This window comes from Streptomyces sp. JHA26 (assembly GCF_002005565.1).
Classification (GTDB): domain Bacteria; phylum Actinomycetota; class Actinomycetes; order Streptomycetales; family Streptomycetaceae; genus Streptomyces.
Genome location: NZ_BDJC01000006.1, coordinates 92,887 through 111,447 on the forward strand (window position 1 = coordinate 92,887; position 18,561 = coordinate 111,447).

Genomic DNA, 18,561 nt, shown 5'->3' on the forward strand with positions numbered 1-18,561 from the left:
CCCGCCCCGGCGTCCCGGGGCCTCACCGGCTTTCCCGGGCGGACGGCGCCGCGCTCTTGACCGGCGGACCGCCCCTGGCCTGATATGAGACCGGGCCCTCGGTGTACGCGGCCGGCACCCGCTCACGCGCGCGACGGGTCCCCCTCTTTTCGACGAGGTCACGGGTGTCGCCCACCAGGCGGGAGGCGCGGTGCGAGAACGGCATGCGGCCCGGGACGCCCGCCGGGCCCGGGAGTTCGAGGCCTTCGTCGCGGGCGCGGCGGGCCGGCTGCTGCACTCCGCCACCCTGCTCACGGCCGAGCCACCGGACGGCAACCCGCACGCGCGGCGCCTGCTGGCGCTGTCCCTGGCCCACACGTACGCCTGCTGGGACGGGCTGCGCGGCGAGGACCCCTACGACCGCGCCCGCCAGTACCTGGCCACCCGGTTCGCCCGGGAGGCCTGGCACCGCCACCGCGGTCCTTTCGGCCGGCCCCGCCGGCGTCCCGGCGGGGCGCTCGGCGGACTCGCCCCGCAGGAACGCCTGGTCCTGGTGCTCAGGCTGTACGAGGGGGTCGCCGAGGAGCAGGTGGCGGCCCTGCTGGCGCTGCCCGTGGAACGGGTGCGGACGGTCCACGACCGGGCGGTGGCCGCCGTGCTGTACCCGCCGCCGGAGCCCGCCCGCCGGACCGCGAGGGCGGCGCCGCCGTGACCGGCACGCGCGTGGGGGGCCGGGGGGCGCCGGTGAACCGGTTCGAACGGGAGGCCGCCGTGCGGCGGATCATGGAGCAGTCGCCGCCGCGGGTGCCGCCCGAGCTGTACGCGGACGCCCTGCGCCGCGGGAGCCGGATGCTGCGGCGCAGGACCGCCGTGCGCCGTCTGACGTGGCTGGTGCTGTGCGCCGCGGCCGTGGTGTTCACGGTGTGGGCGCTGACCGCCCGGCCCTGGGCGGAGCCGCCGTCGGAGACGACCCCGCCCGTGACGGGCTGGGAGGGCTGGTGAGCCCGGCGGGCTAGCCGAGCGCCTGCTGGAGGTCCTCCAGCAGGTCGTCGGCGTTCTCGATGCCGACCGACAGGCGCACCAGGTCGGCGGGCACCTCCAGGGCCGAACCGGCGGCCGAGGCGTGCGTCATCCGGCCGGGGTGCTCGATCAGCGACTCGACGCCGCCCAGGGACTCGCCGAGCGTGAACACCTTCGCGCGGTTGCAGACCTCGACGGCCGCCTCCTCGCCGCCCTCGACGCGGAAGGAGACCATGCCGCCGAACGCCCTCATCTGCTTGGCGGCGATCTCGTGCCCCGGGTGGTCCGGCAGCCCCGGGTACAGCACGCTCGTCACGCGCGCGTGCCGGGTGAGCATCTCGGCGACCTTGCCGGCGTTCTCGCTGTGCCGGTCCATGCGCACCGCGAGCGTCTTGGTGCCGCGCAGCACCAGCCAGGAGTCGAAGGGGCCGGCGACGGCGCCCATCGCGTTCTGGTGGAAGGCCAGCTCCTCGCCGAGCTCCTGGTCGTTCACGATCAGCGCACCGCCGACGACGTCCGAGTGGCCGCCCATGTACTTGGTCAGGGAGTGCACGACGACGTCCGCGCCGAGCGCCAGCGGCTGCTGGAGGTACGGCGTGGCGAAGGTGTTGTCGACGACGAGCCGGGCGCCGGCGTCCCGGGCGACCTGGGCGACGGCCGCGACGTCGGTGATGCCGAGCAGCGGGTTGGACGGGGTCTCCACCCACACGGCCTTGGTCCGGTCGGTGATCGCGGCCCGCACGGCGGCGGGGTCGGCGCTGTCGGCCACCGACCACTCCACGCCCCACCGGGTGGCGACCTTGGCGAAGAGCCGGAAGGTGCCGCCGTAGGCGTCGTTGGGGATGACCACGTGGTCGCCGGGGCGCAGCAGCGTGCGCAACAGGCAGTCCTCGGCCGCCAGTCCGGACGCGAACGCGAGGCCGCGGCGGCCGCCCTCCAGGGCGGCGAGGTTCTCCTCCAGCGCGGTGCGGGTCGGGTTCGCGCTGCGGCTGTACTCGTAGCCGCCGCGCAGGCCGCCGACGCCGTCCTGCTTGTAGGTCGACACCTGGTAGATCGGCGGGACGACCGCTCCCGTCAGGGGATCGGCGGTGTTGCCCGCGTGGATCGCGAGCGTCTCGAAGTGCTGACTGATGTGCCTGTCGCTCATGGGCCCCGAGCGTAGTGCCGCGGACGGCTCCGCGCGTTCTCCCGGGCCGGGTCACAGGTTGGCCAAGTGGTGGCGGCGTCTGGTTCGCTGGTGGCATGGAGATTCTCTGGGTCCTGATCGCCCTGGTCATGCTCGGTTTCGTGCTGCTCCCCGTGCTGCGGCGCCGGCGGAGCGCGGTGGGGCTGGTTCCGCCCGGCCACCCGGACGCCGCGGACCCCGCGAACTACGGCTTCGCCCGCGAGGAGGAGCTGGACGTGCGCATGCCGGGTCCCGACCAGGACCTGCTGGACGTCCTGGACCTGGTCCAGCGCACGCAGGACTACCGGGGGGCGCAGCAGCTGCTCGCCGGCACCGAGACGGACGGCGAGCGGCGCTGGCAGCGCGTGCAGTCCTTCGCGGGCGCCGCGTCGCTGGAGCTGCAGCAGCGGCCCGGCGGGGTCGGCGAGGTGCCGGGCGGGCAGTGGCTGCGGGTGTGGCGGACGGAGGCCCCCAAGGACGCGGGCGGCGCGGCCGTGCACGCCGAGTTCCTGGCGCAGCAGGCGTGGCGGACGGCGACGCCGGGCACGGACGAGTTCCGGATCATCATGGAGGAGGCGAAGGCGGCGTGCGCCGAGGCGGCGCTGCTGGCCCCCGGCGACCCGGTCCCGTACATCATCGAGCTGTCGGTGGCGCGCGGCCTGGCCTACCCGCGCGAGGACTTCGAGCAGCTGTGGCTGAAGATCCTGGACCGCGCCCCGGCCCACATGGGCGCGCACCTGGCCGCCCTGCACTACTGGTGCGAGAAGTGGCACGGCTCGCGCGAGCTGGCGTACTCGTTCGCGGAGGCCGCCGCGGCCCGCGCGCCCCGGGGGTCGCTGCTGGCCGCGATGCCGCTCTTCGCGGTCTTCGAGCACCTGCCCGAGGTCAATCTGGTCAGCGGCTTCTACCAGAGCGAGGTCGTCACCAAGGCGGTCCACGGCGCCCTGCACGCGGTGCACTCGGCCCGCCCCGACGACCCGATGCAGGCGCACGTCCGCCACCTGCTGGTGTTCTTCCTGGTCCGCGGCGAGCGCTGGGCGGAGGCCATGAACCAGCTGGTACTCGTCGACGGCCACGTCGGCGCCCTGCCGTGGGTCCTGTCCGCCGACCCGGCGGCGGAGTTCGCGGTCTACCGCGCCCTGGCGGTGGCGGGCTACGAGGCGAACGGCGGCAGCCCGGCGACGCTGCCGCGCTGAGCGGTCGTCACGGGGACGGCCCGGCCGGAACCGCCGGCCGGGCCGTCCCCGGGCTCAGCCCTCGGTGCGGGCGGGCAGTCGCCATCCCGGGCGCGGGAAGTGGCAGGTGTAGCCCTCCGGGTAGCGCTGCAGGTAGTCCTGGTGCTCGGGCTCGGCCTCCCAGAAGGGGCCGACCGGCTCCACCTCGGTGACGACCTTGCCCGGCCACAGCCCGGAGGCGTCCACGTCCGCGATCGTGTCCTCGGCGATCCGCTTCTGCTCGTCGTCGACGTAGTAGATCGCCGAGCGGTAGCTGAGGCCGATGTCGTTGCCCTGGCGGTTCTTGGTGCTCGGGTCGTGGATCTGGAAGAAGAACTCCAGGATCGCGCGGTAGTCGGTCACCTCGGGGTCGAAGAGGATCTCGATGGCCTCCGCGTGCGTGCCGTGGTTGCGGTACGTCGCGTTCGGCACGTCGCCCCCGGTGTATCCGACCCGGGTGGCGGTCACCCCCGGAAGGTGGCGGATCAGCTCCTCCATCCCCCAGAAGCATCCGCCTGCCAGCACGGCCCTCTGCGTCTGCGCAGCCATTACGGCTCCTCCACACTCGTTCGATCCGGTCGCTCGGGCCGGCCGGCCCGCACCTCACCGGCGTTTCTTGCCCGCTTCCCTCAACACGCGAGGGTTCGGCGCGATTCCGTGCCCGCTCGGCCGCTCACCGGGTCAGGGCCCAGGACGGCCGCCAGGACGGCCTTGGGGGCGGGGCCAGGGTGGCGAGGTGGTCGACGACCGCCCGGAGTCCCGGGTGCGGGTTCGTCCTCGGGAGCATGAGGGAGAGCGGGTAGGCGAGCGTCGGGTTCACGATCGGGATCCGCCGCAGGTCGTGCCGGTCCGGCCAGACGTACCGGTCGCGCGCGCCGACGAGGGTGGCGACGTCGGCGGAGTCCGCGAGGGTGTCGAGGAGCACCTCGTCGCCGAAGTGGGGGCCGGCCGCGTCGATGCGGAGGTCGAAGGCCTCGGTGAGCTGGTCGTAGAAGTCCGCCCACTCGCTTCCGGGCGCGATGCCGGGCACCCGGATCCGCAGCCCGCGCAGCTCGGACGGGGTGAGTGTGCGGGCGGGGGCGAGCGGGTGCCGGGGGCCGACGAGGAGTTCCAGCGGGGAGTCGAAGGCGTGGATCATCCGCACCCCGGGCGGGAGCGTGGCCGGGTCGGTGACGCTGCGGAACGAGGCGTCGATCTCCCCCGCCCGGACGGCGGCGGCCGCCACGTGGGGGTCGTCGACCCTGAGGGTCACCACGTCGAGGTCGGTCCCGGGGTGCGCCCGCCAGTGGTCGTGCAGCACGACGGCCTGCGCGCTCCGCAGGCCGAGCACGTCGATCCTCAGGGCCCGCGAGACCGGCCGGACCGCGGTGACGGCGCGGTCGACGGCCGCGACGACGCCCTGCGCGTGCGGGAGGAACGCCCGGCCGTCCGGTGTCGGTTCGACGCCGCGGGCGGTGCGGGTGAACAGGCGGACCCCCAGCTCGCGTTCCAGGGCGGCGATCCGCTTCGAGACCGCCTGCTGGGTCACGCCCAGCTCGTCGGCCGCGTGCCGCAGCTGTCCGAGCTCGGCCGCCCGGACGAACGATCGCACTGCCTCGGTGTCCACGGGACCAGCCTACGTACGCACAACCGTCCGTTGTGGCTCACCCGACGGCGGTTGTTTGACCCCGCTCTCCCGTGACCGGTGTGATGACCGCGGCCAGACATCGGTCGTTCCTGAGGAGTCGTGTGAGCGTGGGACCGGGGTCCGACTTCCGCCGGTTGTGGTCGGCCTACGCCGTCAGCACGTACGGCACGTGGGCGGCCTTCGGCGCGTTCCCGCTCATCGCGGTGCGCGTGCTGCACGCGTCGGCGTTCGCGGTCTCCCTGCTGGAGGCGGCCGGGCTCGCCGTCGCGGCGGTCGTCGCGTTCCCGCTCGGTCCGTGGGTGGAGCACCGGACCAAGCTCCCGGTGATGATCACGGCGGACCTGGTCCGGTTCCTCGCGATGGCGAGCGTCCCGGTCGCGTACGCCCTCGGTCTGCTGTCCTACGTCCAGCTGCTGGTCGTCTCGGTCGTCTCCGGGGCCGCGGGACTCGCCTTCACCGCCGCGTCCGGCGCGTACCTGAAGCACCTCGTGCGCGGCGACGACCTCCTCGTCGCGAACGGGAGGTTCGAGGGCACCAACTGGGTGGCGACCGCGGCGGGCCCGCCGCTCGGCGGCACGCTCGTCGGACTCCTCGGCCCGGTGGTCACGGTCCTGGCCGACTCCCTCAGCTACCTGCTGTCCGCGCTGACCGTGCGCCGCATCCGCGGCGACGACGTCGCGACACCGCGCGACCCGGCGGCCCGGCCGGGGGTGGCCGGGCTGTTCCACGGCTGGCGGTTCATCCTCCGTGACGGCGTGCTGCGGCGCCTGTTCCTCAACCAGGTCCTGGTGGGCGGCCTGATCATGGCCACCGGTCCGCTCCTGGCGGTCCTCCTGCTGGGCGAGTACCACGTCCCGGCCTGGCAGTACGGCCTGGCCTTCGGCGTCCCGGCACTGGGCGGCTTCGCGGGCGCCCGCCTCTCGCCCCGCCTCGTGCGGCGGTACGGCCGCCACCGGGTGCTGACCGCCTCCGGGTGGCTGCGGTCCCTGTTCCCGCTCGGTCTCGCGTTCGTCCGTCCCGGCGTTTCCGGACTCCTCGTCCTGATCGTCGTCGAGGGCCTGCTGATCACCTGCATGGGCGTCTTCAACCCGATCCACGCCACGGAACGCCTGCAGCGGACCCCCGCGGACCGCGCCGCGCGGGTCCTCAGCACCTGGAGCGTCGGCAGCAGGCTCGTCCAGGCCGCCCTCATGGTGGTCTGGGGCGTCCTCGCCGCCTTCACCGGTCCCCTCGCCGCGATCACCGTCTCGGGCGTCCTGCTGCTCGCCACCCCGCTCCTGCTGCCCCGGCGCTCCCACCCGTCCGGCCCCGCACCCGCCGCGCCGGCCGAGAACGTCCGGGCCGCATGACCCCCGCGGGGTCCCGGTCCCCCGCCCGCGTCGGCTGCCGCGGCCTGCCGGTGAGAACGGCCGGGCGCGCCCACCGGTACCGGTGGGTGCGCCCGGCCGTGGGTGCGCTCGGCGCGTCAGATCGTCGCCGTGTCGATCACGAAGCGGTAGCGGACGTCGCTGGCGAGGACGCGCTCGTAGGCGTCGTTGATCTCGGACGCGGCGATCAGCTCGATCTCGGCGCCGATGCCGTGCTCCGCGCAGAAGTCCAGCATCTCCTGGGTCTCGGCGATGCCGCCGATCATGGACCCGGCGAGGGTCTTGTTGCCGCCGATGAGCGAGAACAGGTTCAGCGCGATCGGCTCCTCGGGGGCGCCGACGTTCACCAGGGCGCCGCCGGTCCTGAGCAGGCCGAGGTAGGAGCCGAAGTCCAGCGGCGCGGAGACCGTGGAGAGGATCACGTCGAAGGTGCCCGCCAGGTCCTGGAAGGTCTTCTCGTCGCTGGTCGCGTAGTAGTGGTCGGCGCCCAGCTTCAGGCCGTCGTCCTTCTTGCGCAGCGACTGCGAGAGGACGGTGACCTCGGCGCCCATGGCGTGGGCGATCTTGACGCCCATGTGGCCGAGGCCGCCCAGGCCGATCACGGCGACCTTCTTGCCCGGGGCGGCGCCCCAGTGCTTGAGCGGGGAGTACGTGGTGATGCCCGCGCACAGCAGCGGCGCGGCCACGTCGAGCGCCAGGCCGTCGGGGATGCGGAGGGTGAAGGCCTCGTCGACGACGACCTTCTGCGAGTAGCCGCCGTAGGTGGGCTCACCGTCGTGGCCGACGGCGTTGTAGGTGCCGACGCTGCCCTTGAGGCAGTGCTGCTCCAGGCCGGCCCTGCAGTTCTCGCACTCGCGGCAGGAGTCGACGAGGCAGCCGACCCCGACGCGGTCGCCGACCTTGAACTTGGTGACGCCCGGGCCGACGGCCTCGACGATGCCCGCGATCTCGTGACCGGGGACCATCGGGAAGATGGCCTCGCCCCAGCCCTCGCGGGCCTGGTGGATGTCGGAGTGGCAGATGCCGGCGAACTTGATGTCGATCAGGACGTCGTGCTCGCGCACCTCGCGCCGCTCGATGGTGGTGCGCTCCAGCGGAGCCTTGGCGGCGGGTGCGGCGTACGCGGCGACAGTGGTCATGCCGGGGTCTCCGGGATTCTCGTGGAGGGGTGTTCGGTCTCCACCCTGCCGCGTCCGGCGCACGCCACCCAGACCACGGTTCTGCCTACGACCAGCGTTCCTACCACTGGCGGGGACAGCCTCCCGGGCGTACGACCGGGAATACTGGAGGCATGGACGGACAGCTGGACCGGCGCGCCGAACTGAGCGAGTTCCTGCGGACCCGGCGGGCCCGGCTGAAGCCACAGGACGTGGGGCTGCCGGACTTCGGCCGGCACCGCCGGGTGCCCGGACTGCGCCGGGAGGAGCTGTCGCAGCTGGCCGGGGTGTCGGTGGCGTACTACACGCGGCTCGAGCAGGGCAACGGGCAGAACGTGTCCGCGGAGGTGCTGGACTCGATCGCCCGCGCGCTCCGGCTCACCGACGCCGAGCACGCCCACCTGACGCACCTCGCCAAGCCGAAGCAGCAGCGCAGGCGGCCGGCGGCGCGGGCCCAGCAGCCGGTGCGGGTGGCGCTGCTCCAGCTGCTGGAGTCGATCGACACGGTGCCGGCCTACGTGACGGGCCGCCGGTCGGACATCCTCGCCTGGAACCGGATGGCCGCCGCCCTCTTCGGCGACTGGGGCGAGCTGCCGGCCCAGGAGCGGAACTGGGCGCGGCTGGTCTTCCTGAACCCGGAGTACCGCGAGCTGTTCGTGGACTGGGACCAGAAGGCGTACGACATGGTCAGCTTCCTGCGCATGGACGCGGGCCGGCACCCGGACGACCCGCGGCTGTCCGCGCTGGTGGGCGAGCTGTCGGTGAAGAGCGAGGAGTTCCGGCGGCTGTGGGCCACGCACGACGTCAAGGAGAAGAGCTACGGCGTCAAGCGGATGCGGCACCCGCTGGTCGGTGACCTGACCCTGTCCTTCGAGACGTTCCGCCTGGTCGACGACGACGAGCAGGCGTTCGTCACCTACCACGCGGAGCCGGGCTCCCCGTCGGCCGAGGCCCTGCGCCTGCTGGCCAGCTGGGGGAGGGACGCGGCGGCCGCGCTGACGACGTGACCCGCCGGCCGGCCGCGGCGGCGGGGTTCCCGCCCGCGTCCGCGTCGGCCGGCAGTCGCGCCGGTTCCGCGCGGAGAACGGCGGACGCCCGCCGCCCCCGGTGAGGGGCGGCGGACGTCCGCCGTGAAGTCGCGGTGAGCCGCGGGGAGTCCGGCGTCAGACCGCCGAACCCGCCTTCCACTGGGCCCAGTCCATGTTCCAGCCGTTGAGGCCGTTGTCCGGGGCGATGGTCTTGTCGCCGGTGTTCTGGACGACGACCACGTCACCGATGATGGAGTTGTTGTAGAACCAGGCGCCCGGGGTGTTCGGGTCGTCGGCGCCCTTGGCGTCCTCCAGGCCCACGCAGCCGTGGCTGGTGTTGACGCTGCCGAAGATGCCCTTGCCCCAGTAGTTGCCGTGGATGAAGGTGCCGGAGGTGCTCAGGCGCATGGCGTGCGGCACGTCCTTGATGTCGTACTCGCCCTTGCCGTCGTCGTCGGTGAAGCCGACCGTCGAGCCGTCCATCCGGGTCTCCTTGTACTTCTCGGAGATCACCATCTGGCCCTCGTAGGTCTTGTTCTCGGGCGAGCCCGCGGAGATCGGGATGGTGCGGACGGTCTTGCCGTCCTGCGTGACCTTCATCTGCTTGGTCTGCGCGTCGACGTACGAGACCTGGTTGCGGCCGATCTTGAAGGTGACCGTCTTCTGCTGGACGCCGTAGACGCCGTCGGCGCCCTCGACGCCGTCGAGCGCCAGCTTGAGGGTGACGGTGGAACCCTCCTGCCAGTACGTCTCGGGGCGGCAGTCCATGCGCTGGGTGTTGAACCAGTGACAGGCGACTTCCTGGCCGCTGGTGGTGTTGACGGTGATCGCCTTCTGGACGGCGGCCTTGTTGGTGATCTCCTTGTCGAAGTTGATCGACACGGGCATGCCGACACCGACGGTGGTGCCGTCGTCCGGGGTGAAGGTGCCGATGAAGCTGTTGCTCTTGGAGACCGTGGTGAACGAGGAGTTCTCGTGGGCGGCGCGGCCCTCGGAGTCCTGCGCGGTGACCGCCAGCCGGTAGGTGGTGGCCCGCTCCAGCTGGGCGCTGGGCTTCCAGCTGGTCTTGTCGGCGGATATCTCGCCCTTGACCTCGGTGCCGTCGGTCGTGGTCATCTTGACGTCCGTGAGCGTGCCCTTGCTCACGGTGACGGTGGCCGAGTTGTTGATGGAGGCGTTGTCCGAGCCGTTCGCGGGCGTGATCTTGATCTGCGCCTCGGAGGTCTTCTTGGCCGCCGCCTCGTCGACCTGCGCCTGCGAGGTGTTGCCGTCTCCGCCTCCGGAGGCGTCGGCGTCGTTGCCGGAACATGCCGAGAGCACCAGCACACCGCCGAGCAGTGCGGACGCGGCCGCCAGACCCTTGCGCCGCTTACCGTCCGTCATCACACGCTTCTCCATCGTTGCCGATTCCCGAAAACCCCGAGGTTCCCCGTCAAGACGTCCAACGCTACGACCGGTTCGTCCCGTTCCACATCGCCGACGGGTGTGGGACATACCACGTCCGCCGCGGGCGGTGGTGGCGCGGGGGTCCCCCGGTGCGCCCTCTGAGACGGTGGAACCCCGGGCGGCGGTTGCCGCCCGGGGTCACCATTTCCCCCACGGCGCGTCAGCCGCCCGCCTGTTCCCCGTCTTCCGGGTCGTCCTGGCCGCCATCATCCTCGTCCGGGTCCCAGTCGGGCGAGTCGGGGTCGTAGTCGATCTGTTCGCTGCTCCAGGAGGCCTGTTGGAGTTCGATCCCGGGCACCGCGCCGACCAGGTCGAACGGGTCCACGAGACAGGCCAGGGCCTCGGCGGTGTCCTCGGTCACAGTCCGCTCGGCGTGCGCCCGTTCCGCGTCGGCCAGCCCGGGGTCGTCGGCGAGGGCCTGCAGCGCGGCGCCGGTGACCGCCTCCTCGTCGTCGATCGCCAGGACGAGGTCCACGCGAAGCCGCACAAAACGTGATGTCTCCGGAGTGCTCATGACCGGAGAGTAAGGCCGACCGCTCCCGTGACTTTCCTGTGACCCGCGCCTTTCACTAACATCTGCCCACACGGCCAATTCGCCAGCGCCACAAGGGGATCGATATTCCGTGTCATCCGCTCGCCGTCCGTTGCTGACCGCCGCCGCCGCGGGGGGCCTACTGTGCGCCCTGTGGTTCGTCCCGTCCGCGAACGCGACGCCCGGGACCCCGGCCGTGGACACCCCCTCCACGAGCCCGTCGCCGCAGGTCACCGAGCAGGCCAGAGCCGTGTCGACGGACACCGCGGCGGCCGGCGGGGGGAGCACCCGGCTGGCCGACACCGGAAGCTTCGACAGCACCCCGTACGTCGTCGGCGGCACCGCCTGCCTCGGCCTCGGCGCGGGGTTCGTCGTGTACTCGGTGCGCCGGGAACGCCTCGGTTTCTGAGGCCGCCGGACGTCCTTCCGACCGCCCCCCCCAGCCGCACGCCTAGGGCGAATGCCGCCCGCGGAAGCGGCGCCGCTCCCCGTCCTCCTCCCGGGGCGGCTCGTCCGCCAGACGGACGACGGGGTCGTCGGGTCCCTCGCGGCCGGCCACGACCGGCCGGTCGGCCCGCTCGGCCTTGGCCCGGTACTGCGCGGCGTCGGCCAGCCGGAACAGCCGGCGGGCGGAGCGGACGGGTCCCACGGGATCCTCGGTGGAGGCGACCCCGCAGGCCACGCCGTCGCCGAGCTCCAGCTCGGCCGCCCGGCGGCACAGCTCCTCCGCCGCCTTGACCACCGCGTCGGCGGACGGCCCGACCGCGAGCAGGCAGAACTCGTCGCCGCCGAGTCGGGCCGCGAGCGCCCCCGGCAGCATGGCCCCGCACAGCGACAGCACCGACCCGAAACGCTCCAGGAGCCGGTCGCCGACGGCGTGCCCGTGGGTGTCGTTCACCCGCTTGAGCCCGTTGAGGTCGCACACGACGAGACTGACGACGACGCCCTCCTCGCGGTGCCGCTCCACCGCCTCGTCCAGACGGGAGTCCACCGCCCTGCGGTTGGCGAGTCCCGTGAGCGCGTCGGTGTACGCGAGGCGCCGGACCTCCTCCAGCCGCTCGGTCTGCGCGATCCCGGCGGCCACGACCGAGGCCAGGACGGTGGCGAAGTCGGCGTCGCCCCGCGCGAACACGGGCTCGTCCACCGGACGGGCCACGTACAGCTCGCCCCAGGCGCGGCCGTGCAGCACGATCGGCGCGACCACGCAGCAGCCGCGCCCGCGGCGGCGCAGGGCCGCGACGCGCTGATGGACGTACCCGGGGCTCCCCGCCGCGGGCCCCTCGGCCGTCTCGACCCAGGCGTCGGGCTCGCCGCCGCCGGCCCAGCGCTCGTGCAGGAACTCGGTGATCTCCGCGAACTGGTGCACGGGGTAGGACTCGTCCTCGGGGAACTCCTCCTCGCCCTCGGCCCGCTCGCCCACGTTCACCAGGACCCGGAGCCGGCCGAGCTCGCGCTCCCACACCGACAGGGCCGCGAAGCTGCCGCCCAGCGCCCGGCACGCGCCGACGGCCGCCGCCCGCCACACCTCCCGCGAGCTGTGTGCGGCGGCCATGCCCTGCGCCAACGCCACGACGGCCGTGAGCCGACTGTCCTCACCCATCACTCCAGGCTAGGGACGTTCTACCCAAAAGTGGACATGGACGACGCGAACGGGGACCGGTCCGCGCCCGCTCACTCCCCGGGCCAGCGCGGCGCCCGCTTCTCGTTGAACGCAGCGACGCCCTCCGCGCGGTCCCCGGAGAAGGCCACCGACCGCCACGCCGCGTCCTCGACCTCCAGGCCGGCCCGCAGGTCCAGCCCGTGACCGAGCCGCAGCGCCCGCTTGGCCGCCCGCAGGCCCACGGGCGAGTTCGCGGCCATCCGGGACGCCAGGCCGAGCGCCTCCTCGCGGTCCCGCCCCTCGTCCACCAGCTGGTCGACGAGACCCAGCTCGCGCGCCTCCGCGGCCTCCACCCGCCGCGCCGTGAACACCAGCTCGGCGGCGCGCGCCGCCCCCACCCGGCGCGGCAGCAGCTGCGTGCCGCCACCGCCCGGGATCACCCCGACCGACACCTCGGGCAGCCCCACCACCGCCGTGCGGTCGGCCACGATCACGTCGCACGACAGCGCCAGCTCGAACCCGCCGCCGAGCGCGAACCCGTGCACGGCCGCGACCGTCGGCTGCGGCAGCTCCAGCACCGCGGTGTACGCGCCCCGCGTCACCGGCCGCTGGCGCAGCAGATCGGCGTCGGAGAAGGAGTTGCGCTCCTTCAGGTCGGCGCCGACACAGAACGCCCGCTCGTGCGTCGAGGTCAGCACCACCACCCGTACGTCCCGGTCCTCGCCCAGCGCCGCGCAGGCCGCGCCGACGGACCGGGCCATCGCGGTCGAGACGGCGTTCATGGCCTTCGGCCGGTCGAGGGCGAGCTCCGCGACGTGCCCGTCCCCGTGCCGCCGCACCAGGACGAACTCTCCGAACCGCTCCTCGCTCATGACACCCTCCGGTTAACGTGGGTTAACAACTCGACCGCCCGATCATCGCAGGTGCGGACGCGCGGGAAAAGGCCGGGCGCGTACCACCGTGACACCCCGCCTCCGTCCACCCGTTCGAGTGACATCCGGTCGATGCCCCCGTCCCGGCACCCCGCAGCGCCTATGGTCGCTCGCCAAGCGCAGCGGCGGGGGGCACCTGCGCACCGGGGAGGGAACATGACGACGACGGACACGCCGACCACACCGCGACCTCGGCTTCCCCGGATCCGGGGCCGTCACCGCCGGCCACGCCCCCGCAAGGCCCTCCTCGCGGCCGGCGGCCTGGCCCTGGCGGCCGGCGCCCTCAGCCTCGTGCGCCTGGTCCCCGAGCCCGGGGGCGGCGGATTCGACGGCTCCACCGCCGAGGCCGCACCACGCGTGGAGACGCGCGGGAACGACAGGGGCGACACCGGCACGGACCACGGCGCCACGCCCGCGGTGAGTCCGTCGGCGACGTCCGTCATGGGCGGCGCGAGCGCGTTCCCCGGACCGAGCGGCCCGATACCGAGCCCCTCCGCGAGCGGCTCCCCGACGCCGGCCGCGCCGGATCCGTCGACAACGGGCTCGACGACCGCCCCGGCCACCCCGGAACCCCCGCACACACCGGACACACCGGACACCGGCACCGAGGACCCGACGCCCCCCGCGCCGCAGACCAGCACACCCGCCCCGCACCCCACACCCACGCCCGCCCCGAGCCGCACCACGCCCCCCGCTCCGGAACCGGAGCCCCCGGGGGGACTGTGCATACCGCTGATCGGCCTGTGCGTGGACCTGCTGGACGGCGACGGCTGACCACCGCCCGGCCCTCAGTCCCCGGCGTCGCCCCGCCGGGTGAGGAGCCACGGCTCGACCACGCCGAGACCACGCACCGGCCGCTGCCACATCGGCTGGAGCGCGAAGCGGTACGCCGGCGGCTCCTCGCCCTCCTTCTCCGCCGCGGCGGCCTCCTCGGCCGCTTCCGCCTCGGAGGCCGGGGCGTCCTTGGTGCGGATCAGCTCCTCGGCGAAGGCGGAGTCGATGAGCACGGCGTCCTTGGGGGCTATCGAGGTGAGCCGGGAGGCCAGGTTCACGGTCGTGCCGAACACATCGCCCATACGGGTGGTCACCGTGCCGAAGGCGAGGCCGACACGCAGCTCCGGCATGGTCTCGTCGTTCGCCATCGTCTCGATCAGGCGCAGCGCGATCTCGGCGGCGGTACCCGCGTCGTCGGCGGCGTACAGCACCTCGTCGCCGAGGGTCTTGATCAGGCGCCCCCCGCGGGCGGCCACCAGGTCGGCGGCGGTGGTCTCGAAGGCCTCGACGAGCTCGCCGAGCTCCTCCTCCTCCATCCGGCGGGTCAGCCGCGTGAAGCCGACCAGGTCGGCGAAGCCGACCGCGAGCCGCCGGTCCACCATCTCCTCGTCGTCGCCGGCCTGCACGACCCGGCCGGTCGCGGCGGCGAGCTGACGACGCCAGACGTAGACGAGGAACTCCTCCAGCTCCGGCAGCAGCAGCTCGACCAGCGGATACGTCACCTCGGTGCGGGTCATCCCCGGCTCCGGCGGCTCGGTCAGACCCTCCAGGAAGGAGTCGATCTGCCATTCGGCCAACCGGGCGGTGGTCTGCCCGGTGGACCGGGCCACCTGCACGGCCATGGCCTCGCTGAGCAGTCCCGCCTCCACCAGACCGGCCAGACGCCGCAGGGCCAGGACGTCGGCCTCGGTGAGCGCCTTGGCCTGGCCTATGTCGGCGAAGCCCATGGCCCGCCAGAAGCGGGAGGCCAGCTCCATGGAGACGCCCGCGCTGCGGGCGGCCTGGAAGGGGGTGTAGCGGCGCTCGGCGCCCAGGATGAGCCCTTCGAGGCGCAGTGCGAGCGGGTCCTCGCCGGAGTCGGCGGGATCCGGGCCGGGCTCGGGGTCCACCCGGCCGTCCCCGTCCGCGCCGGAGCCCGTGTCGTCGACGGTCACGCCTGCTGCCCTTCCGATCTGCCGCGGTCAGGTTCGACCGGCCCCAACTTTACGTCAGGTGTGCCCCAGCTCACTCCCGCGAGCCGCCTCCCGGCACGGGCACGGACACGGGTCGGATCACACGCCCCGGCACCACCGTGGCGCCTCCCCGGCCGCCCGCAGCCACGCGGCACCGCACGGCCGGTACGCCCGAGCGGGGTGACGGCCGTCAGCCGCGTACGGCGCGAAGGGGACGTGTCGGGGGGTGTCCGCCCGCAGCGGTCGGCGCGTCCACGCCCCGCCTGCTCTCGAGGAACCGATTCCGCGCCGTTCCGAGGACGGACACCCCCCGACGCGGCCCCGAACCCCAGACCACCCAAGGCGCCACGCACACCCCCACCAAACCCGCACAGACCGCCGCAGGCACCCCGCCCAAGCGCCGCAGGCAACCCGCACAGACCGCCGCAGGCACCCCCGCCCAAGCGCCGCAGGCAACCCGCCCCCCTCAGGCCAACCGCAAGTGCACGATGTCCCCCGCCCCCACCGGCTCCCGCGCCCCCTCCTCCGTGGCCAGCACCAGCCGCCCGTCCCCGTCCACGGCCACCGCCTCCCCCACCAGCGCCCGGTCCCCCGGCAGCTCCGCCCGCACCATCCGGCCGAGCGTCGCGCACCCCGCCGCGTACGCCTCCTGCAGCCCGCTCACCGCCGGGTCGCCCCCGGCCGACCGCCACCGCCCGTACCAGTCCTCCAGCGCCCGCAGCACCCCCCGCAGCAGCGGATCCCGGTCCGTGCTCACGGCCCCGGCCAGCGCCAGCGACCCGGCACGCGGGACGGGCAGCTCGTCCGCCCGCAGGGTGACGTTGATGCCGACGCCGACGACCACCCCGCCGTCGCCGGCCCGCTCCGCCAGGATCCCGCCGGCCTTGCGTTCCTCGCCGTCCACCGTGACGAGCAGGTCGTTGGGCCACTTCAGGGCCGTGTCCACCCCCGCCGCCCGGGACAGCCCGGTCGCCACCGCGACGCCGGTGAGCAGCGGCAGCCAGCCCCAGCGGTCCACCGGCACCTCCACGGGCCGCAGCAGCACGGAGAAGAAGAGACCGGAGCGGGCCGGCGCCGTCCACTGCCGGTCGAGCCGCCCCCGCGCGGCCGTCTGCTCCTCGGCGACCAGCACGGCGCCCTCGTCCGCCTTCCCCCCGGCGGCGAGCGCCACGAGGTCGGTGTTGGTGGACCCGGTGCGCTGCACCACGTCCACCCGGCGCCACAGCCCGCCCTCGCGCACCAGTCCCCGGCGCAGTGCCGTGACGTTGAGGGGCGGCCGGTCCAGGTCGGACCAACGGCTGGGCGAGGGGTCGGAGGCATCTCGGGGTGTCATGCAACCCACACTAGGTGTGGGAAAGACCGCACTGCCGATCGGAGGACCCCCTACTACTCTACGGATGAGTAACCGTCCCCCCTTTTGAGCAGGCAGGGAGCCGCATCCCGATGTCCGAGCCGGAAGAGCAGCAGCCTGACATCCACACGACCGCGGGCAAGCTCGCGGATCTCCAGCGCCGTATCCAGGAGGCTACGCACGCCGGTTCGGAACGCGCGGTCGAGAAGCAGCACGCCAAGGGCAAACTGACGGCGCGTGAGCGGATCGACCTCCTGCTCGACGAGGGGTCCTTCGTCGAGCTGGACGAGTTCGCCCAGCACCGGTCCACCAACTTCGGCCTGGAGAGGAACCGCCCCTACGGGGACGGCGTCGTCACCGGCTACGGCACGGTCGACGGCCGCCCGGTCGCGGTGTTCTCCCAGGACTTCACCGTCTTCGGCGGTGCCCTCGGCGAGGTCTACGGCCAGAAGATCGTCAAGGTCATGGACTTCGCGCTGAAGACCGGCTGCCCGGTCATCGGCATCAACGACTCCGGCGGCGCCCGCATCCAGGAGGGCGTGGCCTCCCTCGGCGCCTACGGCGAGATCTTCCGCCGCAACACCCACGCCTCCGGCGTGATCCCGCAGATCAGCCTGGTCGTCGGTCCGTGCGCGGGCGGCGCGGTGTACTCCCCCGCGATCACCGACTTCACGGTCATGGTCGACCAGACGTCCCACATGTTCATCACCGGTCCGGACGTCATCAAGACGGTCACCGGCGAGGACGTCGGCTTCGAGGAGCTGGGCGGCGCCCGCACCCACAACTCGACCTCGGGCGTGGCCCACCACATGGCCGGCGACGAGAAGGACGCCATCGAGTACGTCAAGCAGCTGCTGTCGTACCTGCCGTCCAACAACCTCTCCGAGCCCCCGGCGTTCCCGGAGGAGGCGGACCTGGCCCTCACCGACGAGGACCGCGAGCTGGACACGCTCGTCCCGGACTCGGCGAACCAGCCGTACGACATGCACACGGTGATCGAACACGTCCTCGACGACGCCGAGTTCTTCGAGACGCAGCCGCTGTTCGCGCCGAACATCCTCACCGGCTTCGGCCGGGTCGAGGGCCGGCCCGTCGGCATCGTCGCCAACCAGCCGATGCAGTTCGCCGGCTGCCTGGACATCACCGCGTCCGAGAAGGCCGCCCGCTTCGTGCGCACCTGCGACGCCTTCAACGTGCCCGTCATCACCTTCGTCGACGTCCCCGGCTTCCTGCCCGGCGTCGGCCAGGAGCACGACGGCATCATCCGCCGCGGCGCCAAGCTGATCTACGCCTACGCCGAGGCCACGGTCCCGCTGATCACCGTCATCACCCGCAAGGCCTTCGGCGGCGCCTACGACGTCATGGGCTCCAAGCACCTGGGCGCCGACCTCAACCTGGCCTGGCCCACCGCCCAGATCGCCGTGATGGGCGCCCAGGGCGCCGTCAACATCCTGCACCGTCGCACCCTCGCCGAGGCCGAGGCGAACGGCGAGGACGTCGAGGCCGTCCGCGCCCGCCTGATCCAGGAGTACGAGGACACCCTCCTCAACCCCTACACGGCGGCCGAGCGCGGCTACGTGGACGCGGTGATCATGCCGTCCGACACCCGCCGCCACATCGTCCGCGGCCTGCGTCAACTGCGCACCAAGCGGGAATCCCTGCCTCCGAAGAAGCACGGCAACATCCCCCTGTAAGGAGCCGACGTGACGATCAAGGTCGTGCGGGGCAACCCGACCCCCGAGGAGCTCGCCGCCGCCCTGGCGGTGGTCCGAGCCCGCGCCGTGACGGCCCTGCCCGAGCCGTCCGGCGCACCGGCCGCCAGGGACGCGTGGTCCGACCCGTCCCGCATCGCGGCCCGCACGCTGCCCCAGCCGGGGCCGGCGTCCTGGGGCCGTACGTACTGGCCGGCGTAGGGAGGACCCCCAGGGGCGCGGGGCCGTGCCGAGGTGCGGTTTCGCCGCGCGGGTGCACGCAGGAGAAACCCCGCGCCCCAAATGAGTACCCGTACTCAAGCGCCGCCCCCGTGCTCGGCCGCACGCTGGTGGAATGCTGTGGTCCGACCCCGAGAACGAGCCGCCCGAAGAGCTGCGCGACATGCAGCACATGCTGCGGCGGCTGAGCGTTCTCCTGGCCACGGCCATGGTGCTGGCGATGATCGTGATCGGCCTGGGGTGAGCCGGCGCCGTCCGGGTGGCTA

General features: G+C 73.4%; 20 protein-coding genes. 10 read left to right on the top strand and 10 right to left on the bottom strand.

The genetic code is table 11. The annotated features are described in order from the left end of the window. Positions 1-190: 190 nt before the first annotated feature. Entirely contained in the window at positions 191-691 is a 501-nt protein-coding gene (locus tag JHAT_RS35155; protein WP_107481831.1) for a sigma factor-like helix-turn-helix DNA-binding protein, read from the top strand. Positions 692-723: 32 nt separating this feature from the next. Further along, positions 724-981 carry a hypothetical protein gene (locus JHAT_RS35160; protein WP_107481833.1) on the top strand — a complete coding sequence of 86 codons (258 nt, stop codon included), beginning with the start codon at positions 724-726 and terminating at the stop codon, positions 979-981. Positions 982-991: 10 nt separating this feature from the next. Here the strand turns inward: JHAT_RS35160 and JHAT_RS05765 are convergent, their stop codons facing one another. After that, complete coding sequence (locus JHAT_RS05765) at positions 992-2,146, bottom strand: cystathionine gamma-synthase (RefSeq protein ID WP_077796935.1); 1,155 nt, start codon at positions 2,144-2,146, stop codon at positions 992-994. A gap of 95 nt (positions 2,147-2,241) precedes the next feature. On the opposite strand from JHAT_RS05765, the gene JHAT_RS05770 reads away from it, so the two are divergent. Continuing rightward, positions 2,242-3,360 (top strand): hypothetical protein, encoded by a 1,119-nt coding sequence (locus tag JHAT_RS05770; RefSeq protein WP_077796936.1) that lies wholly within the window; start codon positions 2,242-2,244, stop codon positions 3,358-3,360. Positions 3,361-3,414: 54 nt separating this feature from the next. Here the strand turns inward: JHAT_RS05770 and msrA are convergent, their stop codons facing one another. Next, on the bottom strand, positions 3,415-3,927 hold the full coding sequence (gene msrA / locus JHAT_RS05775; protein ID WP_077796937.1) for a peptide-methionine (S)-S-oxide reductase MsrA: 513 nt from the start codon (positions 3,925-3,927) through the stop codon (positions 3,415-3,417). 124 nt (positions 3,928-4,051) lie between these two features. Beyond that, entirely contained in the window at positions 4,052-4,984 is a 933-nt protein-coding gene (locus JHAT_RS05780; RefSeq protein WP_077796938.1) for a LysR family transcriptional regulator, read from the bottom strand. Positions 4,985-5,112: 128 nt separating this feature from the next. Here JHAT_RS05780 and JHAT_RS05785 point away from each other — a divergent pair, with 128 nt between their 5' ends. After that, positions 5,113-6,354 carry an MFS transporter gene (locus tag JHAT_RS05785; protein ID WP_253195404.1) on the top strand — a complete coding sequence of 414 codons (1,242 nt, stop codon included), beginning with the start codon at positions 5,113-5,115 and terminating at the stop codon, positions 6,352-6,354. Between the two features lie 116 nt (positions 6,355-6,470). Here the strand turns inward: JHAT_RS05785 and JHAT_RS05790 are convergent, their stop codons facing one another. After that, the gene (locus JHAT_RS05790) at positions 6,471-7,511 is read right to left on the bottom strand and encodes an NAD(P)-dependent alcohol dehydrogenase (RefSeq protein WP_077796940.1); all 1,041 of its coding nucleotides are present in this window, start codon (positions 7,509-7,511) and stop codon (positions 6,471-6,473) included. A gap of 152 nt (positions 7,512-7,663) precedes the next feature. Between JHAT_RS05790 and JHAT_RS05800 the strand changes: the two genes are divergently transcribed. Further along, positions 7,664-8,536, top strand: coding sequence for a helix-turn-helix transcriptional regulator (locus tag JHAT_RS05800; protein ID WP_077796942.1), 873 nt, complete (start codon positions 7,664-7,666; stop codon positions 8,534-8,536). Positions 8,537-8,692: 156 nt separating this feature from the next. On the opposite strand, the gene JHAT_RS05805 is transcribed toward JHAT_RS05800, so the two are convergent. Together JHAT_RS05805 and JHAT_RS34555 are read right to left on the bottom strand one after the other, a co-directional pair. Then, positions 8,693-9,940 carry an Ig-like domain-containing protein gene (locus tag JHAT_RS05805; RefSeq protein ID WP_077797003.1) on the bottom strand — a complete coding sequence of 416 codons (1,248 nt, stop codon included), beginning with the start codon at positions 9,938-9,940 and terminating at the stop codon, positions 8,693-8,695. Between the two features lie 223 nt (positions 9,941-10,163). Beyond that, a complete protein-coding gene (locus JHAT_RS34555) occupies positions 10,164-10,517 on the bottom strand; it encodes a hypothetical protein (protein WP_171990760.1) in 354 nt (117 codons plus the stop codon). A gap of 109 nt (positions 10,518-10,626) precedes the next feature. Between JHAT_RS34555 and JHAT_RS34560 the strand changes: the two genes are divergently transcribed. Beyond that, positions 10,627-10,944 carry a hypothetical protein gene (locus JHAT_RS34560; RefSeq protein ID WP_171990761.1) on the top strand — a complete coding sequence of 106 codons (318 nt, stop codon included), beginning with the start codon at positions 10,627-10,629 and terminating at the stop codon, positions 10,942-10,944. A gap of 42 nt (positions 10,945-10,986) precedes the next feature. Here JHAT_RS34560 and JHAT_RS05815 read toward each other — a convergent pair whose 3' ends face one another. Beyond that, positions 10,987-12,135, bottom strand: coding sequence for a sensor domain-containing diguanylate cyclase (locus JHAT_RS05815; protein ID WP_171990762.1), 1,149 nt, complete (start codon positions 12,133-12,135; stop codon positions 10,987-10,989). A gap of 71 nt (positions 12,136-12,206) precedes the next feature. Continuing rightward, entirely contained in the window at positions 12,207-13,007 is an 801-nt protein-coding gene (locus JHAT_RS05820; protein WP_077796944.1) for an enoyl-CoA hydratase/isomerase family protein, read from the bottom strand. A 216-nt stretch (positions 13,008-13,223) separates the two neighbouring features. Between JHAT_RS05820 and JHAT_RS05825 the strand changes: the two genes are divergently transcribed. Beyond that, complete coding sequence (locus JHAT_RS05825; RefSeq protein WP_253195405.1) at positions 13,224-13,841, top strand: hypothetical protein; 618 nt, start codon at positions 13,224-13,226, stop codon at positions 13,839-13,841. Between the two features lie 14 nt (positions 13,842-13,855). Here the strand turns inward: JHAT_RS05825 and JHAT_RS05830 are convergent, their stop codons facing one another. Together JHAT_RS05830 and JHAT_RS05835 are read right to left on the bottom strand one after the other, a co-directional pair. Beyond that, complete coding sequence (locus JHAT_RS05830) at positions 13,856-14,995, bottom strand: adenylate/guanylate cyclase domain-containing protein (protein WP_077796945.1); 1,140 nt, start codon at positions 14,993-14,995, stop codon at positions 13,856-13,858. A gap of 484 nt (positions 14,996-15,479) precedes the next feature. Next, positions 15,480-16,346, bottom strand: coding sequence for a biotin--[acetyl-CoA-carboxylase] ligase (locus tag JHAT_RS05835; protein WP_077796946.1), 867 nt, complete (start codon positions 16,344-16,346; stop codon positions 15,480-15,482). 110 nt (positions 16,347-16,456) lie between these two features. On the opposite strand from JHAT_RS05835, the gene JHAT_RS05840 reads away from it, so the two are divergent. The 3 genes from JHAT_RS05840 (at position 16,457) to mmpB (ending at position 18,539) form a co-directional block, all read left to right on the top strand. Beyond that, positions 16,457-18,058 carry an acyl-CoA carboxylase subunit beta gene (locus tag JHAT_RS05840; protein WP_077796947.1) on the top strand — a complete coding sequence of 534 codons (1,602 nt, stop codon included), beginning with the start codon at positions 16,457-16,459 and terminating at the stop codon, positions 18,056-18,058. A gap of 9 nt (positions 18,059-18,067) precedes the next feature. Continuing rightward, a complete protein-coding gene (locus tag JHAT_RS05845; RefSeq protein ID WP_077796948.1) occupies positions 18,068-18,277 on the top strand; it encodes an acyl-CoA carboxylase subunit epsilon in 210 nt (69 codons plus the stop codon). Between the two features lie 133 nt (positions 18,278-18,410). Beyond that, positions 18,411-18,539, top strand: coding sequence for a morphogenic membrane protein MmpB (gene mmpB, locus JHAT_RS35715; RefSeq protein WP_077796949.1), 129 nt, complete (start codon positions 18,411-18,413; stop codon positions 18,537-18,539). Positions 18,540-18,561: the final 22 nt, after the last annotated feature.